Source organism: Lichenihabitans sp. Uapishka_5 (genome assembly GCF_033947565.1).
In the GTDB taxonomy this organism is placed as follows: Bacteria; Pseudomonadota; Alphaproteobacteria; order Rhizobiales; family Beijerinckiaceae; genus Lichenihabitans.
The window spans coordinates 13,491-33,670 of the sequence record NZ_JARPVX010000037.1 but is presented as its reverse complement, the minus strand read 5'-3'; the positions used below and the strand labels follow the sequence as shown (position 1 = coordinate 33,670).

Genomic DNA, 20,180 nt, shown 5'->3' with positions numbered 1-20,180 from the left:
GGATTCGGGGGCGGCTTCGGCGGCGGAGGCGGTTTCTCGGGTGGCGATGGCGGCGGGTTTTCGGGCGGCGGCGGATCGTCCGGGGGCGGCGGCGCCTCGGGAGGCTGGTGATGCGGATCTCGAAGGACGACCAGTCGCGGGTCAGCGAGGCGATCCGCGCGGCCGAACAGACTACATCCGGGGAGTTCGTTTGCGTGCTGGCCCGCAGCGCCGGGCATTACCGGTTTTTTCCCCTGGCCTGGGCGGCGCCCTTCGGGCTCGCGACGCCGTGGCTGTTGCTATCGACCGCTTGGTCGGTCGAAGGTTTGCTGCTGGCGCAATTGGCGGTATTCGCCGCCGTGTTCGCAGGCCTGTCGTGGCCGCCGCTGCGCCGGTTGATCGTGCCTCGGGCGGTGCAACGCGCCGTGGCCCACCGGGCGGCCGCGGAACAGTTCCTCATCCATGGGCTCGCCCGGACGCCGCATCGGCGCGGTATCCTGCTTTATGTGGCCCAGGAGGAGCACTACGCCCGCGTGCTGGCCGATGCCGGCGTGGCGGATGCGATCCCAGCCGAGCGATGGCGCGAAACCGTGGCGCATCTCGTGGCCCAGGCCCGGGCCGGGCGGCATGCGGACGGCTTCGTCAAAGCGCTCGATCATTGCACAACCGTGATGCGCGATGCCTTCCCGGGCGAACCATCGGGCGCCAAGGTGCTGCCCGACAAATTCTTCATTCTGGACTGAGCATCACCTCACCCCGGCCGCGACGAGGCTTTCGATCCGGTCAGGGGCATTCCTTGGCGACACGGTCGAGCGCCTGCTGCATGCCGGCGAGCGAATAAGTGTCGGTCACGGTGCCGGATTTGGCGGACGGCAGTTTCAGCACCAGCTTGGCGCCGCGGCGCTTCAGCGTGCCGACGAACTGGCCTTCCTCGGCGGCGTTCTTGACGAAGGCGTTCTGCCCCTTGGCCACCAGGTCGTAGCCTGTGCCACCGATGTCGGCGCGACCGCCGGCCGCCCCTTCCTTCAGGGGCACGCCGGCCATGATCGACACCTCGTTGTGGACGCCCTCACCGGGGCGGTTCGAGATGAAGACGTAGCCAAGGTCCTTCTTGAGCGACGCTGGCGTGCGGGCATTGGGCTGGCCGAGCGCGTAACACACCTTGGACTTGGCGCCTTGCGAAACATAAACGCCCCAATCACCGAAGGTGCCGACGAGAGCCGGCTTGGCAGCCGCGGCCGGGGCCGCCGCAGGCGTCTTGGCCTTGTGGCGGCTCGCCACCGTGGTGGGCTCGAGCCCGAGGCCCGAGGCGGCCTTGCCGACCGCCAGACTCCCCTGCCCGAGCGCGAAAGCCGAGGGCATCGGCCCGACGGCCAGCAGAAGCGTCGCGACGCCGAGGCGGCGCAGCAGCGGGGAGCGGATGGAGAACGGTGTGGACATGGAACTCATCGATCGTGCGGCTCCCGATCCGGCGCCGGGGCGACCGGAACCGGACAGCATGCGTTCGCGGGGCAGCGCCCAAGCCGGGCGACGCGACGCCTCCCCGCGAGGGATGCGTCTCATCGAACAGTTGGGGCCTTCGTGCTTAATGGCCTGCTAACAAGAGCCGTCCGATGGCGGCGAAATTCGGACGCGGTCACAATCGGCCTTCGCCAGACGCCCGCAACACGGCCAGCTGGCGGTCCGAGGCCGCCTCGATCTCGTCCTGCAGCCGCGTCTGGAAGGCGCTCTTGCTGAGGCCGGGCTCGATGGGGTCGAGCACGTCGATCACCAGGGTGCCGGGATAGCGCAGGAAGCTCTGGCGTGGCCAGAAGACGCCCGTGTTGAGCGCGACCGGCAGGCAGGTGGCGCCGGTCGCCGTGTAAAGATGCGAGACGCCGGATTTATAAAGCGGCTCGGCCCCCGGCGGCCGGCGGGTTCCTTCGGGGAAGATGATGAGCTGCTGGCCAGCCTCCACCACCTGCTTCACCCGCACATTGAGGTCGCCCATGATGTGGCGGCCCCGCGACCGGTCGATGGCGATCATGCCGCCACGCAACATCAACGGGCCGAACAGCGGGATGAGGCTCAGCTCGTGCTTCATCACATAGGTGAAGCTCGGCGCCAGCGGCAGCAGCACCATGATGTCGAGGAAGGACTGGTGCTTGGCCGCGACGATCAGGCCGCCCGGCGGGATGCGCTCGACCCCGCGATAATCGAGGCGGGTGCCGCAGATGGCGCGGAGCAGCCCCAGCGACAGCCGCCCCCACAAGGCCGCATAGGCCTTGACGACCTTCTCGGGGGCCCGGATCAGCGGGATGCCGATCACCAGCATCCCGACCAGGAGGGCGTAGAACAACACGTTGAAGACGACGGAGCGCAAAACCAGCATGCCGCCTTCTGCCAAATGCCGCCCCGCAAGGGAAGCGTTAGGCGGCTACATGACGACGACGTGGGTGCCGACCCTGACGCGGCTGTAGAGGTCCGACACGTCGTCGTTGGTCAGGCGGATGCAACCCGATGACACATTGGTGCCGATGGTCTCGGGCTCGTTGGTGCCGTGGATACGGTACAGCGACGAACCGAGATACATGGCCCGGGCCCCGAGCGGGTTGGCGATGCCGCCATCCATGTGGGGCGGCAGGTCGGGCCGGCGCAGCACCATTTCGGCCGGCGGCGTCCAGCCGGGCCACTCGGCCATGCGGGTGATGGTTTCCGAGCCATGCCACACGAAGCCGGGACGACCGACCCCGATGCCGTAGCGCAGCGCCCGGCCTTCCGCCTCGACGAGGTAGAGGAATTTAGCGGTCGTATCGATCACGATGGTGCCGGGCGACTGCACGCCCTCGAACGATACTTCCTGGCGCAGGAACATCGGGTCGACGGCGCGCACCGGCCGGGCGCCATAGGGTTCCACATAGGGGCCGGCTCGCGGCGCCAGCGGGCGGTCGGCCGGGCCCGCATCGCCCGTCATCACGAATTCGATGAAGCCGCCGCCGTAAGCGCCCCGGTCGGGAGCGGCGGCGCGCGGGGCATAGCCGGGCTGCGGCGCATAGGCCGGCACCACCAGCGGCCCATCGGCCCAGGCCGGCCCGGCACTGCCGGCAACCGCCATCGTCGCAACCACAAGGGTCCAGGCTGGAATTCGCATCGCATCCTCGAAGGATCGGCGCAGTCGAGCCTGACTGCAAAGGCCGTTCCACAACTATACATGCAGACAAGTCAAACGAATATCGTCGTCAACGAAGCTGGTTACTGGCTTATGACCGACGTGTGAGGGGCACATCAACCCGTCTTTCAACTATGGCTAAGCAATCACTACCAGCCAATGCTATCTAAGCGACATCGCGCCGAAGCTTCGACCGCAGGCCCGTGCGCAGGCCGCAAAGGTCGAGCGCCAGGGCCAGCACCCCGTAAACGACGCCGCCGACCCCAACCTGCACCACCAGTGTCGCGACACCAGGATCGAAGCCGGTCAACGGCCCACAGGCTGCCAGCATGGCGGCCGTCGCAACGCCGGTGCCGACGAGGTCACGAGATCGCAGCCGTACCGGCGCGACACGACACGCCCAGGCGGCGAGCAGCGCCAGACCGACACCCAGCGCGATCACCTGGGCATGGGCGTAGGGGGCCGCATCGCCGCTGGCGGGCCAACCTGCGACGAGAATCAGGTTGAGGAGCGCGGCGGCGGTCGCCACGACGACGAGGGGGCGGGTGCGCTGGGCGATCTGAAACAACGGATGCAGGGCGAAGAACAGGATGCCGTAACAAAACAGCCCCGGCAGCAACAGCCGCAGATAGGTCGCAAAGGCGCCGCGGAACTCGGGCGGCACCGCCACGATCTCGAAGCTCGGCACGACGATCCACAACCCCGCGCAAGCCGGCGCCAGCACGGCCAGCACGATGCCGATGTTGATGCCGATTTGCCGTCGCGCCTCGTCGCTGCCCTGCAGCGCATCGGCCCGGACCGCGATCTGGAACAACAGGACGTCGAGCGCCGAGCCGATGGCGGCCACGATCCTGACCCCGATGTCATAGGCGAGCGAGAACTGACCCGACAGCGCGAAGCCCCGGTCGCGGGCAATCAACAGACGGTCCACCAGCGGCAGGCTCTGGTAAAGCAGGTTCGCCATGACGACCGGCAACGCATAACCGAGCAGCCGGCGCGCCAGGGCCGGCTCCGCGCGGCCACGCGGCGCGGCGCCGGTCGCCAGGGCACCGCGCACCGCCAGGGCGCCGCCGCCCATGCTGAATCCGAGGCCGGCGAGCGCCACTCCGGCCGAGCCGAACCAGAAGGCACCCCCGAGGGTGAGACAGGCCGACAGCAGATTCTTGGTGAGGATCAGTCGCGCATAGGCGGCATCGAGGAAGCGGGCGCGGATGAGCGCCGTCCAATAATCGAAGGCCCCGTTGACGATCGCCAAGGCCACTGCGAGCCCCATCGTCAGGCTGGGCAGCGGCAACGCGAGACGCAGCGCGATGGCGAGAAGCGCCACGCCGCCCACAAGGGCCGCCAGGATCGCCAGCGCAGCCTCGATCGTGGGACGCAGGTGCGGGTCCTCGGTGCCGCCGGTCTGAGCGAAGAACCGCGACGCCGCGACGCGCGCCCAATCGAAGGCCGCGGTCTGCAGCCCGGTGGCGATCGCCACCGCGAGCGCGAAGCGGCCATATTGGTCGGGGCCAAGGAAGCGCGCCAGCATCAGGCCGATGACGAAGTTGAAGACCGTGTTGGACAGGAACGAGAGGATGACGAACATGCTGCGCGCCGCAGGCGGCGCGGCCTTCTCCTTTCCGTCCCGAAACCGTCAGGCCCGGACCCAGCTGGCCGGCAACAGGTCTCGCACCGGGCCGGGCCGCAGCGCCAGACCGCTGAGTCCATAGCATCCCGCACCGCCCAGGACCGCACAAGCCAGCCGCACGGCGGCCGGCATGCCCGACACCATCGCCAGCACGGCGCTGACCGTGACCGCCATGGCGGCGCACATCAGGGCAATGCGGCCGAGATCCGCCCGGTTGACCACGATCGGCAGCAACCGGACGGCTTGCACCACGCTGACCGACAAGGCCAGCAGCGCCTGGATCAACAGCGCGACCGCGCAGCCGACGGCCCCGACGCGGGACGCCATGATGCCCGACAAGACGATGCCGCCAAGCGTGATGGGCAACACCATCAGGGTATTGCCCCAGATCTTGCGCCGCATGTGCAGAACCTGGTCGAAGACGAAGCTTTTGAAGCCGATCGCCAGCCCGGCCGCGGCGCCGATCGGGATGATGACGCGTGCCGATGCCACATAGGCGGTCGGCAGGAAGGTTTCGGCGAGTGGCCCCGCCACCAGCGCCAACCCGAGCGCCGCCGGGCAGGCGAGCAGCGCCATCACGGCGATGAGGTCGCCCATGCGTTCGCCGGCCACGGTCGGGCCGCCGGTCTCATAGGTGGCCATCAACTCGGGGAAGGTGCGCACGTTGACGACGGAAAACAGGAACTCGAGCGGCTGGCGCGCCAGCATGACGGCCGCCGCATAGGTGGCGAGCGCGGCCGCGCCCGCGAACGACTGGGTAACGAGCCGATCGGACGAGTTGAGCAGCACGCTCGCCACCGCCCCGGCCAGCAACGGCAGCACGTAATGCATGCGGTCGAGCCCCCAACCCTGGGGTCGGCGCCAGCCGAGGCCGCGGAACGCGACCGCGAGGCCCAGCACGGCCGCCACCCCGGCCGCGACATTCATGGCGCCGAGCAGGGGCGCAAAGGTGGTGGCGAGGCCCGACCCCGCCAGCGCCATGACGCCGGCGAAGCCCGCCAGGGTCCGCACGGCCTCGACGCCGAAGAAGGCGAGTTTCAGGCCGCGCAGCGTCAGGATCGTCAGTGACAGCCGGCAGGCGCCGTTGACCGCCAGATAGACCACGAGGCTGGTGAAGATCGGCCAGGCGGCGACGTGCTGGAACGAAGCGACGGCGGCGGCGGCCGGCAGCGCCGCGCCAAAACCCGCCAGCCCGAACAACAGAACGGCGCGCGCGGCCTCGCGGGCCAGCGCGTCGCCGGTTGTGCCGGCGGCATAACGGCTGAGCACGACGCGAATCCAGGCGCAGCATACCGCGTCGATGGCATCGCCGAGCGTCAACACCAGAACGAAGAAGCCGAATTCGGTCGGCGCGATCAGGCGGGTCAACAGCGTAATCTGCAGCAGGGTGACGAGGCGCGGCACCACCACGGCCGGCGCATAGCCGATCAATCCTCGTGCGAGTGCCATGCGGTGCGTGCCTCCCGGCCGCAAGCGCGCGACCCTCCGGCCCTGAGCCATAAGGCGAAAACCCTCAATCCGGGTTCGAGCGACCATGCGAATGCGAGCGGCTGTGGATAGGTTTCGGAAACCATACGACGCCGCTCACGAAAGCGCGTCAGGCCAGCACCTCCGCCCCCTGCCCCGCAGGCAGCACCGGCCCGGCCGACACCACCCGCCTGGCCCGGACAAGCCCGTGGCGGCGCCATCCGGGTGCCATCAGGCATCGCTCGAAAGCCGGCAGGATGGCCTCCTTGTCGAGGGATCGGCCCAGCGCCGCGGCGCGGATCGGATCGGAGTTCGTCCCCTGGTGAAGACCCGTCACGATGGCTTCCGCCAGCGCCCGCCCGTCGCCGGGCGGACTGCGCCAGGCCGCCGCCCCGAGCCACGTCGCCAACTCGCTGCAGGCGTCGGCCGTGACCACGATGGGCTTACCTGTCATCAGCAAAGGTCCAAGCTTCGACGGAAAGACGAGATCGCTCGCGGCCCGATCCTGCGGGAGCACGTGCAGGTCGGCCGCAAACAACAGGTCGGCAAGCCCGTCGGCAGGCAGAAGGCCTGCGAAGGACAGGTTGGGCAGCCCGGCCGCCGCGGCCCGCACCTGGGCGGCCGCGACGCCGTCGCCGACTACCAGAACGTGGATCGCCGGATCGGCGCGCAGGTGGCGGGCCGCCTCGATCAGCACCGGCAAGCCCTGTTTGGCGCCGAGGTTGCCGGCATAAACGACGAGGCGCCGGTTTGGCGGCACGCCGAGCGCCGTTCGTTGGCCCGGCACGGCCGGCCGGGATAAGAAGCGCTCCGTGTCGACCCAGTTGCGCAGCACCGAAACAGAGCCGAGATCGCGCTGACGTCGCAAACGATCCGCCATGGCATCCGAGATCGTCACCACGGCATCGAAGCGCCGCCGCATGGCGCGTTCGAAAGCCCGGGCCAGCCATAGGAGGGGTGCGGCCCAGCCGAGGTGACCCGTGGCGACCGCCGCTTCCAATTCGAGATCCTGCACGTGCAGGACCGTGCGGGCCCCCACCAATCGGGCCGCCAGCAAGGCCGCGGGGGCGGCCAGCAGCGTCGGCTCGACGCACAACACCGTGTCCGGTCGGCACAACAGGGCCCGCGCGATGACGACGGGCGCCGCCAGCACGGCAAAGCTGAGCGGCGCCACCAGACGCCAGATCCGGCCCGGTCGCGCCACAAGGGGGCAGCGGGTGACCCGCACGCCCGAGTCCTGCCCAATCGTCAGCCGCCAGGGCCGCGCGGCAGCGACACGCGAAGCGGGGTAATGCGGCAGCGCCGCCACCACTTCGACGCGATGGCCGCGATCGGCCATGTAGCGAGCAAGTTCAGACGTGTATTTTGCGACACCGATCAGTTCAGGCGCATAGTTCATACCGTGTATCAGTACCGATGCCTTAGAGGCACGCAGCCGCTGGGGAAAGGTCTTCAGGGTTGCGACCAGCCTGGATACTCTAGGAGAGAACGGCATCGGGATCGGTCCAATACTCAACAATACGTTAAGCTTGCGCGACATTGATGCCCGGTCAAGTAAGAATCGTCGCCTCTGCCCGGAAATGCCTAGAGGGAACGATCAATCGATGCGGGCATTTTACCGTAGCGTCACCGCGCCAGGATCGCCGGCCATGTTACTTCATCACCTTTCCCTGCCGCACGGCCCCTCGGTGCCGACGCTCGGTCAAGGCACCTGGCGGATAGGCGAAGCCGCGTCCCGCAAGGCTGCCGAAGCAGAAGCCCTGCGGCGCGGCATCGCGGATGGGCTGACGCTGATCGATACGGCGGAAATGTATGGCGATGGCGCGACCGAGCGCTTCCTTGGCGAGGCGCTCGAGGGCCTACGGGACGACGTGGTGCTGGTCAGCAAGGTTTATCCGCAGAACGCGGGCGGATCGGCGCTGGAACGGGCTTGCGACAACAGTCTGAAGCGCCTGAAGACCGATCGGATCGACCTTTATCTGCTGCACTGGCGCGGGCACGTGCCCCTGGCCGACACCGTCGATGGCATGCGACGGCTGCAACGCGCCGGCAAGATCCTGCACTGGGGCGTCAGCAATTTCGATCGCGACGACATGGAAGAGCTGCAGGAGGCGGAGGGCGAAGCCCGGGACTGCGCCTGCAACCAGGTGCTCTACAATCTGACCCGGCGCGGGCCGGAATGGGACCTGCTGCCCTGGATGCGGGCGCGCGGCATGCCGCTGATGGCCTATAGCCCGCTCGAACAAGGGCGGCTCTCGCACCCCGGACTCGAGGCGATCGCGGCACGGCACGGGGTGACGGCCAACCAGATCGCACTGGCCTGGGTGCTTGCGCAACCCGATGTGATCGCGATCCCCAAGGCCGGCACGGTGGCGCATGTGGCCGAGAACGTCGCCGCGGCTGCGATCCTGCTCAGCGACGACGATCGGGCCGCGCTCGATCGGTTGTTTCCGCCACCTGTCGCGCCGACGGCGTTGGAGATGCTTTAAGGGATCCGGCAGCGATCGCTCAGGCGGTCGCCGGTACCGCGTCGCCTGCGAGCGCCTCGATCTGGGCCAGCAGCCGGGAAAAATCGACCGGCTTCGGGTGATAATCGTTACAGCCGGCCGCAATGGCCTTCTCGCGATCGCCCGACATGGCATGGGCCGTCAGGGCGATGATCGGGATCTTGGCAGTCGCGGCATCGGCCTTCAGCTTGCCGGCCGCAGTCCACCCATCCATCACGGGAAGGTTCATGTCGAGGAGGATGATATCGGGCGTATCCGAGTGGGCCTTGTCGACCCCCTGCTGCCCGTCGGTCGCCAGAACAACGTCGTAGCCGCGCCGCTTCAGCCGCCGGGACAGGAAATCCCAGATTTCCTCGTGATCCTCGACGAGAAGTATCTTCATCTCATGCGTCTCCCGCCATCACGCCACCCTATCACATCGCCCCGGGCATGCCGAGGCATCACCACCCCGGCGCACGTTGCCGTTCACCGTCAGGACATGAGTCACGAGGGCGGCGCGAAGGACGAACCTCCCCACCGGATGGTAGGCGATACCGTGCCGGCCCTCCGTCTGCAACCGCTATGCGGCCTTTCCCAGCGTAACCACGCCGGCATGGACGACGCAGCCGCAACCGACGTCCGGCCTTGGGCAGGGATGCCCGCTGGCGGTCGTCGCGAGCGGCTCAGGCCATGGCTGACGGCGAACGGCTTGACTCCGAACCGTTCTCCGGTAGAAGCGTCGCGAGCGAATGCGCGGGTTGGCCGGGCATGCGGGGCGCTTGTCGTTGGGGTCCACGTGCGATCCGACGGCGCGCCAACCTTATCGTAGGACCAGGTGTCATGGCCAAAGCCGCCACAATCAAGATCAAGCTTCTGTCGACGGCCGATACCGGGTTTTTCTACGTGACGGAAAAGAACGCCCGCACCCAGACCGACAAGCTGTCCTTCAAGAAGTACGATCCCGTGGCGCGCAAGCACGTCGACTTCAAGGAAACCAAGATCAAGTAAGCAGCGGGCCGCGACAGCGCGGCCTGCACCGGTTTACGCACAAAAAAGCCGCCCCGTGGGGCGGCTTTTTTGGTGGCCGGCTGGAAGGGGCGATGAGGAGGCCACTCCCACCCCTTCCAAACCGGCCGACCCCACGGACCCAGGAGATGCGGCGGACCTGAGCACTCCGTAGGGTATCTCTGCGATCGAGGCTGACGGCGATCCAGGACCGCCATCACACTGATTCCATCACCCAATCGACAACTTGACTTTACCGCTTTTGCTCGGATTTGCAACGAACACCACTAAATTCCGTGGATAAACAGAAATTTAGCATTAATTTCCAGCCATTGACCCGGGCCGTCAAGCCGCCTCGGTGCTGACCTGGTTGCGGCCCAGGGTCTTCGATCGGTAGAGCGCGAGGTCGGCTCGTTTCAGCAGACCGGCGACACCCCCGCCCGACCCGCGTTCGGCAAGGCCGACCGACACCGTGATGTCGAGGTCCTGGCCGTTCGACCCGAGCATGAACGGCACCGACGCGATGGCAAGGCGCAGCCGCTCCGCCACCAGGAGTCCGACCCGCATCGGCAGGTCCGGCATGGCGATGATGAACTCTTCCCCACCGAGGCGGCACAGCAGATCGACCTCGCGCACCGTCGCCCGCAGCCGGCTCGCGAAAATCTGCAGCACCTCGTCGCCCACATCGTGGCCGTAGGTGTCGTTGACGGTCTTGAAGTGATCGATGTCAAGGATCATCAGGCAAAGTGGACGGTTGCGATCGGTCGCCGCCTCCAGCAATCGGGGCATATGGGTGTCGAAGTAGCGCCGGTTATGCAGGCCGGTCAGCTGATCGACGATGGCCATCTCCATCGACGCGTGAACGGTCTGCCGCAGCAGGTCCATGTAACGGCGGCGGCGCACCTGCGTCCGCACGCGCGCTCGCACTTCGTTCGCGTCGATCGGCCGCACGATGTAGTCGTTCACGCCGATCTCGAGGCCCCGGAGGATGCGCGGCCTGTCTTCGGCCTCGGCGACCAGCAGGATCGGGATATGCCGGGTCCGCTCCTGCGAGCGGAGCTGGCTGCAAACCCGCAAGGCGTCCACCTGGGCCAGCCCGAGGCTGAGCACCACCACGTCATGGTCGTCCTCGACCGCGCCCATCAGGTCTTCGGCCGAAACCGCGGTCGTCACCGTATGCTGGGGGGCCAGCACCTCGGCAATCCGCTGCAACGCGTTCGGGCGGTCGTCGACAATCAGCACCTTGCCCGCAAGGCCCCGGTCCCGGATGGCCTCCGTCAGCGGATCGAAGAAGCTTGAGGCGGTGTTGGACAGCGCGCTCACGCGCAGCTCGTCCGTCACAGCCTTCAGGCGGATCAGCGATCGCACGCGCGCCAGCAGCGCGGTTTCATCGATGGGCTTCGTCAGAAAGTCGTCGGCACCCGCTTCCAGGCCCGCCACCCTGTCGGACGGCTGGTCCAAAGCCGTCACCATGATGACAGGCAGGTGCGCGGTGGCGGGATCGGCCTTCAAACGACGACACGTCTCGAAGCCGTCGAGCCCCGGCATCATCACATCGAGGAGAACCAGGTCGAAGGTCTCGGCCTGGCAGCGCGTCACGGCTTCGAGGCCGCTCGAAGCCGTGAAGACTTCGAAATATTCAGCCTCGAGACGCGCCTCGAGATAGCGCAGGTTTGCCGGCGTGTCGTCGACCAGCAGGATCCGGGCTGTCATGCTGTTCGCCTGCTCTGCTCAGCCAATGTAGTTCCGCACCGTTTCCAGGAATTTCACCACCGAGATGGGCTTGGACAGATAGGCTTCGCAGCCGCCCTGCCGGATCTTCTCCTCATCGCCCTTCATGGCAAAAGCCGTGATGGCGATCACCGGAATGTGCCGCAGGGCCTCGTCGTCCTTCAGCCATTGCGTCACCTGCAGGCCGGACACTTCCGGCAGCTGGATGTCCATCAGGATGAGGTCGGGCATGTGGTCCCGTGCCAATCCCACGGCCTCCACCCCGTTGCGGGTTTGAACCGTTTCATATCCGTTCGCCTCCAACAGATCGCTGAACAGTTTCATGTTCAGATCGTTGTCCTCGACGATCAACACAGTCTTGGCCATTCGGCTCGACCCCGTTCGACCTGAAGCAGCGTATCGTCGCAAAGACACGACGACGCGCCGACACCCCCGGAACACTGACGTCCGGCGGCTTCCCTAGCAGATGCGGCTTCCAGATCACAAACCTCGTGGAACGTGTCGGTTCCCGTCGAGGAAATCAATATCCGGAAGACTAGCGGCTGATCCTTGACGAAACAGAAACGCCTCGGTGCTCTCGGCAACCGCGCTTCCTTCATTTCGTGCAAGGCGCGGCTTGACCGGGCTTGAACTCCACAAGCTCGCCCGCCAGCGCAAACGTCCCGTAATCGACCTTCAGGGCGCGCGAAACGCCGTTCTCGTAGAGTTCGAACGACAACACGTAGGCCGGCTGGGCATCGTCCTTGCCGGGCTCGAAATAGCTGATCGTCACCGGCCAGCGCCGCAGGCCGCTGAGCGCGGCGTCCTGGGCGGCGGCTTCCGCCGCCGGCGCCGTGATGGGGCCGCCGATGACGCTGAGGGTGCTGAACACCTTCTGGCCGGTGTCCGAGCCATCGAAGACCGAGGCCGAAAGGATGTGGGCTCCATTCTCGGCCGTCGTGATCACCCGGCTCAGGTGCTCGGTCGGGAACAATGCACCTGCCTTTACGTCAAGCGTCGTCGGCTTCGGCGCATCGAGCGCGATCGCCAGCGCACCGGCCTTGTCCCGGGTCGCCTTGCCTTTCACGTCATCCGCATCGCCCTGGTTCAACGAGGTGCGGATGTCGAAATCGAACTTGGCCGCGTCGCCACTCTCGAGCGTGCTGGTTTCGGTTGCCGAGACCCGGGCATCCCCCTCCGCCGGCTGCAGCGACGTCACCTGCCGGAAGGCCGTCTTGAAACCCTCGCAGGCGGAGCCCGAGAAATCATAGGTGATCATGCCGCTGGCATCGGCGGGCGCCTTGCTGCCGGTCGAGGAGGCCAGCGTGAGCTTGTAGACCGCATGGTGCGGCAGCAGCACGACGCCGGCGGCCAGCGCCGGCGCGGCCCCGCAGCCGATGGCGATGCTCGCCAAGGGCCCGAACACGATTCCCATTCGCACCAGCATCTCCCCCTCAGGGCCGCGGAGGCATGGCGCCGCCGGCATCAAGCGACTAGTCGCTTCGGCGGAAACCATGCCATAGGGCAGTTGTTCCCGCTGAAGCGAAATCAGGAGACAGCACGATGGGCAAGATCGACGACGCACTGCAGCAGCAAGGCATCACGCTGCCGACCCCCGGCGCGCCGATCGCCAATTATGTGCCCTGCGTGATCAGCGGCCATCAGCTCATCGTATCGGGTCAGCTGCCGCTCGGCTTGGACGGCAAACTCGACGACCGCTTCAAGGGCAAGCTCGGCGCCACGGTGTCGGACGAGACCGGCCGGGAGGCCGCCAAGCTTTGCGCCATCAACGTCCTGGCCCAGGCCAGGGTAGCCCTCGGCGGCGACCTCGACCGGATCGTGCGCTGTGTCCGCCTCGGCGGCTTCATCAACGCCCAGCCCGATTATGCGACCGTGCCGGCCATCATGAACGGCGCTTCCGACTTCATGGTCGGCCTGATGGGCGATGCCGGGCGCCACGCGCGCTCCACCGTCGGCGTGGCGGTGCTGCCCTTCAATGCCGCCGTGGAAGTCGAGGCGCTGTTCGAGATCCGCTGATGGCCTCAGTGCCGGCCTGGCTGACCGCCAGGCCGATCGCGCATCGCGGCCTGCATGACGTGGCGGCGGGCCGGCCCGAGAACACGGCGGCGGCAGCCCTGGCGGCCATCGCGGGCGGCTTCGCGATCGAGTGCGACGTGCAGCTTTCGGCCGATGGCGACGCCATGGTGTTCCACGACGACACACTCGATCGGTTGACCGGCGAAGCCGGACCGGTCGCCGATCGTTCGGCGGCGATGCTGGACCGCCTGACGATCGGCGGTACCGCCGAGCCGATGCCGCGCCTTGCAGCCTTTCTCGCCACGATCGCCGGCCGCGTACCGCTCGTCTGCGAGGTAAAGAGCGGCTTTGATGGCGATATGCGCCTGGCCGACCGCGCCGCCGCGATCCTGGCCGACTATGCCGGCCCCGTGGCGATCAAGAGCTTCGACCCGGCCGTCCTCCGCCACCTGCGTGCGGTCGCACCGGCGGGGCTGCCACTCGGCATCGTGGCCGAGGCCCACTATGCCGATCCGGAATGGGACGGCCTCGCCCCCGCGCTGAAGCGCGACCTCGCGGCCCTGGCGCATTTTGGCGAAACCCGACCGGATTTCCTGTCCTATTGGGTCGCGGACCTGCCACATGCGGCCGCCACCCTGATGCGGGTTGGGCTCGGCCGCCCCGTGATGGCCTGGACGGTCCGCACCCCCGACCAGGCGGCGCGGGCGCGGCTTTGGGCCGATCAGATGGTGTTCGAGGGCTTGGTGCCGGACGATCGGCCTCAGTCGCCGGCCTTGGTTTGATCACGGAGTTGCGGCACTCTCGCGCTTCCCCGAACGCCGCGGACCACCATGCCGAAGCCTGAGATCGCGATCCGGATCGCCCCGGCCCTGGCCGACGTCGACCCGGCGCAATGGGACGCCTGCGCCAACCCGGCCCTCGACGAACCGACCCCGGGCGTCGAAACCCACAATCCGTTCCTCAGTCATGCCTTCCTGCAGGCGCTGGAAGCCTCCGGCTCGGTCGGCGGGCGCACCGGCTGGTCACCGGCCCACCTCACCATCGACGGCCCCGACGGCCAGCTGGCGGCCGCCGTGCCGGCCTATCTGAAAAGCCATTCGCAGGGCGAATACGTCTTCGATTATGGCTGGGCCGACGCGTTCCAGCGGGCCGGCGGCGACTATTACCCCAAGGTGCAGGTGTCGGTGCCGTTCACGCCCGTCACCGGGCGCCGGCTGCTGGTTCGGCCCGGCGAGGCCGCGCCGCAAATGCGCGCCGCCCTACTGGCCGGTCTCGAGGCGCTGCGAGACAAGACGGACGCGTCCTCGGTCCATCTCACCTTCCTGCCCCGCGACGAATGGGAACGGCTCGGAACCGAGGGCTACCTGCAGCGGACCGACCAGCAGTTCCACTTCCGCAACGAGGGCTACGGCAGCTTCGACGATTTCCTGACGGCGCTCGCGTCGCGCAAGCGCAAGATGATCCGCCGCGAGCGCAAGGACGCCCTCGCCAACGACATCACCATCGAATGCGTCACCGGCCGCGACATCACGGAAGCCCATTGGGACGCCTTCTGGCACTTCTACATGGACACCGGCTCGCGCAAGTGGGGCCGCCCCTACCTCAACCGAAAGTTCTTCTCGCTGATCGGCGAGACCATGCCCGACCGCATCCTGCTGGTGATGGCCAAGCGTGCCGGCCGCTATGTGGCGGGGGCCATCAACTTCATCGGCGACGTGGCGCTCTACGGCCGCAACTGGGGATGCGTCGAGGAACACCCGTTCCTGCATTTCGAGGTCTGCTATTACCAGGCGATCGAATTCGCCATCGGGCGCAAGCTCGCCCGGGTGGAGGCTGGCGCGCAAGGCGAACACAAGCTCGCCCGCGGCTACGGGCCGGTGGAAACCTATTCGGCCCACCGGATCGCCGACCGCCGCCTCGCCCGCGCGGTGGCGGACTACCTTGAGCAGGAACGTCGCCACGTCGCCGAGGCCATCGAGGTTTACGGCGAGCACACGCCGTTCCGGCACGTCGGGGATTAGCCCTGCGGGCCGACCGCGGCGCTTAACAGTTTAGTGAATCCTGCCTCGCAGGATGGCCGGCATCAGGGCCGATTCGGCTCCTTCGGGCCGAAAGGCCCCAGCCGGGTTGCCCATGCGATCGCCGTTTCTGCTCGCCTGCCTGATCGTGGCAGCCACCCCTGCCCTGGCTCGCGCGGCCGAAGGCCTCGACTTCGTGGTGCCGCCCAGCGACGGCTACGGCATCGCCGAATGCATGACACCCGGGGAAGCCTGCGGTCAGGTGATCGCCGACGCCTGGTGCGAGTCGCACGGCCATGCCCGTGCGACCGCCTTCGGCCTCACCGACGATGCCACCGGCAGCGTCCATGCGGTCGCGGCCAGCACGGTTCCGGCAAAGCCCCTACCGGGCTCGATCATGATCCATTGCGGCGAATAGCGACCCGCCTCAGTTCTTGATCCAGTCGGCACAATTCGGCACGTCCGTGGCCGTACCCCAGGGCTGGATCGGCACCGCCGAGGTCGAGTTCTTCGGCGAGCCGTCCACCAGCTTGTCCGAATAGGCCATGTAGACAAGCGTGTTGCGCTTGGCGTCGCAGCCGCGGACGATCTGCATCTTCTTGAAGAACAACGAGCGACGCTCCGTGAAGGCCGTCTCGCCCTGGCTGCTCTTGGCCGTGAAACGCACCGGGCCGACCTGGCGGCAGGCGATCGAGATGTCGGACGTTTGCTCGGCGACGCCAAAGGCGCCCGACAGGCCGCCCTTCTCGGGCACCGTGAAATAACACGCGACGCCCGCCACCGCCGGATCGTCGAACGCGTAGGTGGCGAGCTTGTCGTTCGGGGTCAGGGCCCGGAAATTCGTCGAACGGCGGAACACCAAGTCGGCGTCGTCGGCACGCGCCGGCGCAAGGCCCGAAGCGAGCAGGACCGCCAGGACGGCGATACGGGAAAAGCGACGCATGCGGGGTCCTCGGACAAAGCGGTGGCGGTCCGGATCATGTGCGCATGACGGAGGCCCGGCGCCAGGGCCGGGCATCCGCTGCACGGCACCGTCAACATGATTCCAACACGAAGCCGGGTCACATGCGGCCCATGGTGAGTGTGTTTCGGTTTCTCCGGTCGCTGCCGGTCGCCCTGGTGGGGGCCGGCCTGCTGGGCGCGGGTCTGGTGGGTCCGGCGACCGCCCAGGGCGACGATTGCGAGTCCCTGCGGCAGCAGATGGCGGCCTCGATGCAGTCCGACCCGACCCGGGAAGGCCGCTTCGCCCGCGCGATCGAGCAGCAACGCACGGAGTTGGCCCGCACCCAGGCCTATGGCGACCAGCTCGGCTGCGGCGGCCTCAATCTGTTCGGCGCTCCGGCGCAATGCGACACGATCGAAACCCGCATCGCCCGTCAACAATCGAACCTCGACTCGCTCGAGCAACAGGCGAAGCAGATCCGCAACGGCGACCCCGACCGGATGAACGACCTCGCGGCCCGCTACGACCGCTTCTGCCGCACCGCGCAGGATGATGGCACAACCGTTTACGCCGATCCCGGGCTCATCGACGGCAACGGCAATCCCGCCATCACCGACGACGGTGCCGACAAGCGGCCGCAGGGCGGCGCCAAGGCCATCTGCGTGCGGACCTGCGACGGCGGGTTCTTTCCGCTCGGCACCACGGTGCGCAACGAGGCGCTCGACAGCCTGCAGGCGCTGTGCAGCGCCCAGTGCCCCAACACGGAAGCCAAGCTCTATACGACGGCCGACACCGACAACATTTCAAACGCCGTCGGGCTCGACGGCACGCCCTATACGGCGCTGCCGGCTGCCTTCAAGTTCCAGAAGGTCCATGAAGCGAGCTGCACCTGCAAGCCGCCGAACCAGACCTGGGTGCAGGCGCTCGCCAAGGCCGAGGAGATGCTCGACAAGACCGACGCCCACGACATGGTGGTGACCGAGAAGATGTCGGCCGACATGGCGCGCCCGACCCAACCGGTGCCCCCGGCCACAAAGAAACCGGCCCGCCGTAAGACCAGCCTCGACGGGCCCGCCGCACCGCCGCGCTGAGGCGGCGCCGTTCGCGTCAGCCTGGCTGCCCGGCCAACCGGGCCAGGGCCTTGGCCCGGCCGATCAAGGGCAGCAGGGCCGCGAGCTCGGGCCCCGTGTCGCGGCCCGTCAGGGCCAGCCGTAGCGGATGGAACAAGGCCCTGCCCTTGCGGCCCGTCTCAGTCTTGGCGAGCGCGGTCCACTGCGCCCACGTTTCGGCCGTCCAGGGTTCGGGCGGCAACAGCCGGGCCGCCGCGGCCAGAAATTCGGCATCCTCCGACACCGGCGTGATGACGCCCGCCACCACCGACCACCAAAGGTCCACCTCATCGAAGCGGGCGAGGTTGCCCTGCACGATGCGCCAGAAGTCCTCGCCGGTCGCGTCCATCGGCACCCCGCGCGCGGCGAGCCGCTCCCGCACCGCCGCGAAAGGCAGCCCGTGCAACGTTTTGGCCGTCAAACCCCAAAGCTCTGCCTCATCGAAGCGCGCCGGGGCGCGCGACAGGCGCCCAAGCTCGACGGGCCCGAGCGCGTCGAGCGTCGCGATCGGGTGGATGGCCGTGGCCGAGCCGGTCAGCACCGCCAGGGCCGCCACGGCCAGCGCCTCGGCCCCGGCCTCGCGCAGCCCGGTCAGCGACATGGCGCCGGAGCGCTTCGAGAAGCCCTCGCCCGACGCGTTCACCAGCAGGTTGTGGTGGCCGAAACGGGGGGCCGGGGCTCCGAGCGCCGCGAAAAGCTGCAGCTGCACGGCCGTATTGGTGACGTGGTCTTCGCCCCGCACCACATCCGTGATCCGCAAGTCGATGTCGTCCACCACGGAGGGCAGCGTGTAAAGGTAGCTGCCGTCTTCGCGCACCAGCACGGGGTCCGACAAGGAGGCACAATCGATGGCGCTGTCGCCACGCACGAGGTCGGACCATGACACGGTGCCAGGCTCGAGCCGGAACCGCCAATGCGGCCGTCGCCCTTCCGCTTCGAGCCGCGCCCGGTCGGCCTCGCTGAGGTCGAGCGCCGCGCGGTCGTAGACGGGCGGCAGGCCACGCGTCTGCAGGCGCTTGCGCCGACGGTCGAGCTCGTCGGCCGTCTCGTAGGCGGGGTAGAGCCGACCCGCCGCCTTGAGCCGCGCCACCGCGGCGTCGTAAAGCGCCACCCGGTCGGACTGGCGCACCACGAGGTCCGGCACGATGCCGAGCCAGGCGAGGTCGGCCTCGATCGAGACGGCATATTCTTCCCGCGAGCGCTCGCGGTCGGTGTCGTCGAAACGCAGCACGAAGCGCCCGCCGCCCTGCCGCGCCAGAAGCGCGTTGAGCAGCGCCGTGCGGGCATTGCCGATGTGGATGCGCCCGGTGGGCGATGGGGCGAAGCGGACGGTGGGCGCGAGCATGGGCCTCGCTTAACCCCCGCCCGGTGCCGGCGCAATCACGCAGGCAGGTGCGCCGCCGCCGCCATCACGCCGCGGATCTCCGCCAAGCCCTTCAAGCGGCCGATGCAGGAATAGCCCGGGTTGGTGGCCTTGCCGATGTCGTCGATCAACAAGTGGCCGTGGTCGGGCCGCATCGGGATCTCGGCATCGGCCCGCCCCTCGGCCTGCCGCCGGCGCTCCTCCGCCACGAGCCCGAGGATGATCCCCACCATGTCGGAATCGCCGCCGAGGTGCTCGGCTTCCGTGAAGGAGCCGTCGGGGTCGCGCGTGGTGTTGCGCAGGTGGGCGAAGTTCACCCGCGGGCCGAACTCCCGCACGAAGCCGGGCAGGTCGTTGTCGGGGCGCGACCCATAGGAGCCGATGCAAAGCGTCAGCCCGTTGGCCGGGTGGTCGACGGCGTCGAGGATGCGCCGCGCATCCGCGGCGGTCGAGACGACACGCGGCAGGCCGAACAAGGGGAATGGCGGATCGTCCGGGTGGATGGCGAGCCGCACCCCGACCTCGGCCGCGACCGGCACCACCTCGCGCAGGAAGGCGTCGAGATTGGCGGCGGCCTCGGCGGGCGAAACGCCGTCGAACTCGGCGATGGCCGCACGGATCGACTCGCGCGAATGGGTGTCCTCCTTGCCGGGCAGGCCGGCGATCACCGTGGTCTCGAGCCGTGCGACCGCATCCGCGTCCATGCCGGCGAGGCGCACCGAGCCCGTTTCGAGCAACGCCGCCGGGTAGTCGGCCTCGGCGCCCCTGCGCTTCAGCACGAAGGCGTCGTAGGCCACGAACTCGGCCATGTCGAAGCGCAGCGCGAGGCCGCCCCGTGCCGTCGGGTATCGAAGATCGGTGCGGGTCCAGTCCACCACCGGCATGAAATTGTAGCACACCACCGGGACGCCACCCCGGCCGAGGTTGGCGAGGCTGTCCTTCCAGGCATCCGTGTAGCGCCGCCACGGGCCCTGTCGCAGCTTGATGGAGCTGTGGACCGGGATCGATTCGCACACCGCCCAGCGCAGGCCGGCCGCCTCGACCTGGGCCCGTCGCGCGGCGATCTGCTCGGGCGTCCAGACCCGACCGTCGTAAATTTCGTGCAGCGCCGTCACGATGCCGTCGACCCCGGCCTGACGGGCGTGGCTCAGGGTGACGGGATCGTTCGGACCGAACCAGCGCCAGGACTGCAGCATGAACGACCCCTGCCTGCCGAACCGCCATCACACCACTGCGATTGCGGCCGCATCGGTTTGTCGCTTAGGACCTGGGCCGGACTTTGCCA

General features: G+C 68.1%; 21 protein-coding genes. 8 read left to right on the top strand and 13 right to left on the bottom strand.

Going from position 1 to position 20,180, the window contains the following annotated elements; translation table 11 throughout:
* Nucleotides 1-110 precede the first annotated feature (110 nt).
* The gene (locus P7D22_RS13780; RefSeq protein ID WP_319934822.1) at nt 111-722 is read left to right on the top strand and encodes a TPM domain-containing protein; all 612 of its coding nucleotides are present in this window, start codon (nt 111-113) and stop codon (nt 720-722) included.
* 40 nt (nt 723-762) lie between these two features.
* Here the strand turns inward: P7D22_RS13780 and P7D22_RS13775 are convergent, their stop codons facing one another.
* From P7D22_RS13775 to P7D22_RS13750, 6 genes are all read right to left on the bottom strand, one after another.
* A complete protein-coding gene (locus P7D22_RS13775; RefSeq protein ID WP_319934821.1) occupies nt 763-1,419 on the bottom strand; it encodes a hypothetical protein in 657 nt (218 codons plus the stop codon).
* 196 nt (nt 1,420-1,615) lie between these two features.
* Nucleotides 1,616-2,350 (bottom strand): lysophospholipid acyltransferase family protein, encoded by a 735-nt coding sequence (locus P7D22_RS13770; RefSeq protein WP_319934820.1) that lies wholly within the window; start codon nt 2,348-2,350, stop codon nt 1,616-1,618.
* A 45-nt stretch (nt 2,351-2,395) separates the two neighbouring features.
* Nucleotides 2,396-3,109 (bottom strand): L,D-transpeptidase, encoded by a 714-nt coding sequence (locus P7D22_RS13765; RefSeq protein WP_319934819.1) that lies wholly within the window; start codon nt 3,107-3,109, stop codon nt 2,396-2,398.
* Between the two features lie 184 nt (nt 3,110-3,293).
* Nucleotides 3,294-4,715 (bottom strand): lipopolysaccharide biosynthesis protein, encoded by a 1,422-nt coding sequence (locus P7D22_RS13760; RefSeq protein WP_319934818.1) that lies wholly within the window; start codon nt 4,713-4,715, stop codon nt 3,294-3,296.
* Nucleotides 4,716-4,763: 48 nt separating this feature from the next.
* Nucleotides 4,764-6,206, bottom strand: a complete 1,443-nt coding sequence (locus P7D22_RS13755) for a lipopolysaccharide biosynthesis protein (RefSeq protein WP_319934817.1) — start codon at nt 6,204-6,206, stop codon at nt 4,764-4,766.
* 148 nt (nt 6,207-6,354) lie between these two features.
* Nucleotides 6,355-7,719, bottom strand: a complete 1,365-nt coding sequence (locus tag P7D22_RS13750) for a WcaI family glycosyltransferase (protein WP_319934816.1) — start codon at nt 7,717-7,719, stop codon at nt 6,355-6,357.
* A 154-nt stretch (nt 7,720-7,873) separates the two neighbouring features.
* On the opposite strand from P7D22_RS13750, the gene P7D22_RS13745 reads away from it, so the two are divergent.
* Nucleotides 7,874-8,713, top strand: coding sequence for an aldo/keto reductase (locus P7D22_RS13745; protein WP_319934815.1), 840 nt, complete (start codon nt 7,874-7,876; stop codon nt 8,711-8,713).
* Nucleotides 8,714-8,732: 19 nt separating this feature from the next.
* Here the strand turns inward: P7D22_RS13745 and P7D22_RS13740 are convergent, their stop codons facing one another.
* Complete coding sequence (locus tag P7D22_RS13740; protein ID WP_319934814.1) at nt 8,733-9,113, bottom strand: response regulator; 381 nt, start codon at nt 9,111-9,113, stop codon at nt 8,733-8,735.
* A 437-nt stretch (nt 9,114-9,550) separates the two neighbouring features.
* Here P7D22_RS13740 and rpmG point away from each other — a divergent pair, with 437 nt between their 5' ends.
* Nucleotides 9,551-9,718: a 50S ribosomal protein L33 gene (gene rpmG, locus P7D22_RS13735; protein WP_319934813.1), complete on the top strand. Its 168-nt coding sequence runs from the start codon at nt 9,551-9,553 to the stop codon at nt 9,716-9,718.
* A 342-nt stretch (nt 9,719-10,060) separates the two neighbouring features.
* Here the strand turns inward: rpmG and P7D22_RS13730 are convergent, their stop codons facing one another.
* The 3 genes from P7D22_RS13730 to P7D22_RS13720 form a co-directional block, all read right to left on the bottom strand.
* On the bottom strand, nt 10,061-11,428 hold the full coding sequence (locus P7D22_RS13730) for a PleD family two-component system response regulator (protein WP_319934812.1): 1,368 nt from the start codon (nt 11,426-11,428) through the stop codon (nt 10,061-10,063).
* A gap of 18 nt (nt 11,429-11,446) precedes the next feature.
* The gene (locus P7D22_RS13725; protein ID WP_319934811.1) at nt 11,447-11,812 is read right to left on the bottom strand and encodes a response regulator; all 366 of its coding nucleotides are present in this window, start codon (nt 11,810-11,812) and stop codon (nt 11,447-11,449) included.
* A gap of 229 nt (nt 11,813-12,041) precedes the next feature.
* On the bottom strand, nt 12,042-12,860 hold the full coding sequence (locus tag P7D22_RS13720; protein WP_319934824.1) for a cell envelope integrity EipB family protein: 819 nt from the start codon (nt 12,858-12,860) through the stop codon (nt 12,042-12,044).
* 128 nt (nt 12,861-12,988) lie between these two features.
* Between P7D22_RS13720 and P7D22_RS13715 the strand changes: the two genes are divergently transcribed.
* The 4 genes from P7D22_RS13715 to P7D22_RS13700 all read left to right on the top strand — a co-directional run bounded on the left by P7D22_RS13715 (nt 12,989) and on the right by P7D22_RS13700 (nt 15,898).
* The gene (locus tag P7D22_RS13715) at nt 12,989-13,462 is read left to right on the top strand and encodes a RidA family protein (RefSeq protein WP_319934810.1); all 474 of its coding nucleotides are present in this window, start codon (nt 12,989-12,991) and stop codon (nt 13,460-13,462) included.
* The gene (locus P7D22_RS13710; protein WP_319934809.1) at nt 13,462-14,244 is read left to right on the top strand and encodes a glycerophosphodiester phosphodiesterase family protein; all 783 of its coding nucleotides are present in this window, start codon (nt 13,462-13,464) and stop codon (nt 14,242-14,244) included. The genes P7D22_RS13715 and P7D22_RS13710 overlap by 1 nt, the downstream gene beginning before the upstream one ends.
* A gap of 48 nt (nt 14,245-14,292) precedes the next feature.
* The gene (locus tag P7D22_RS13705) at nt 14,293-15,483 is read left to right on the top strand and encodes a GNAT family N-acetyltransferase (RefSeq protein ID WP_319934808.1); all 1,191 of its coding nucleotides are present in this window, start codon (nt 14,293-14,295) and stop codon (nt 15,481-15,483) included.
* A gap of 112 nt (nt 15,484-15,595) precedes the next feature.
* A complete protein-coding gene (locus tag P7D22_RS13700; protein ID WP_319934807.1) occupies nt 15,596-15,898 on the top strand; it encodes a hypothetical protein in 303 nt (100 codons plus the stop codon).
* Between the two features lie 9 nt (nt 15,899-15,907).
* On the opposite strand, the gene P7D22_RS13695 is transcribed toward P7D22_RS13700, so the two are convergent.
* Complete coding sequence (locus tag P7D22_RS13695) at nt 15,908-16,423, bottom strand: CreA family protein (RefSeq protein ID WP_319934806.1); 516 nt, start codon at nt 16,421-16,423, stop codon at nt 15,908-15,910.
* A gap of 122 nt (nt 16,424-16,545) precedes the next feature.
* Here P7D22_RS13695 and P7D22_RS13690 point away from each other — a divergent pair, with 122 nt between their 5' ends.
* Nucleotides 16,546-17,514 carry a DUF2865 domain-containing protein gene (locus P7D22_RS13690; RefSeq protein ID WP_319934805.1) on the top strand — a complete coding sequence of 323 codons (969 nt, stop codon included), beginning with the start codon at nt 16,546-16,548 and terminating at the stop codon, nt 17,512-17,514.
* Between the two features lie 16 nt (nt 17,515-17,530).
* Here the strand turns inward: P7D22_RS13690 and P7D22_RS13685 are convergent, their stop codons facing one another.
* On the bottom strand, nt 17,531-18,877 hold the full coding sequence (locus P7D22_RS13685; RefSeq protein ID WP_319934804.1) for a glutamate--tRNA ligase: 1,347 nt from the start codon (nt 18,875-18,877) through the stop codon (nt 17,531-17,533).
* Between the two features lie 35 nt (nt 18,878-18,912).
* Nucleotides 18,913-20,091 (bottom strand): mannonate dehydratase, encoded by a 1,179-nt coding sequence (gene uxuA, locus P7D22_RS13680; RefSeq protein WP_319934803.1) that lies wholly within the window; start codon nt 20,089-20,091, stop codon nt 18,913-18,915.
* Nucleotides 20,092-20,180: the final 89 nt, after the last annotated feature.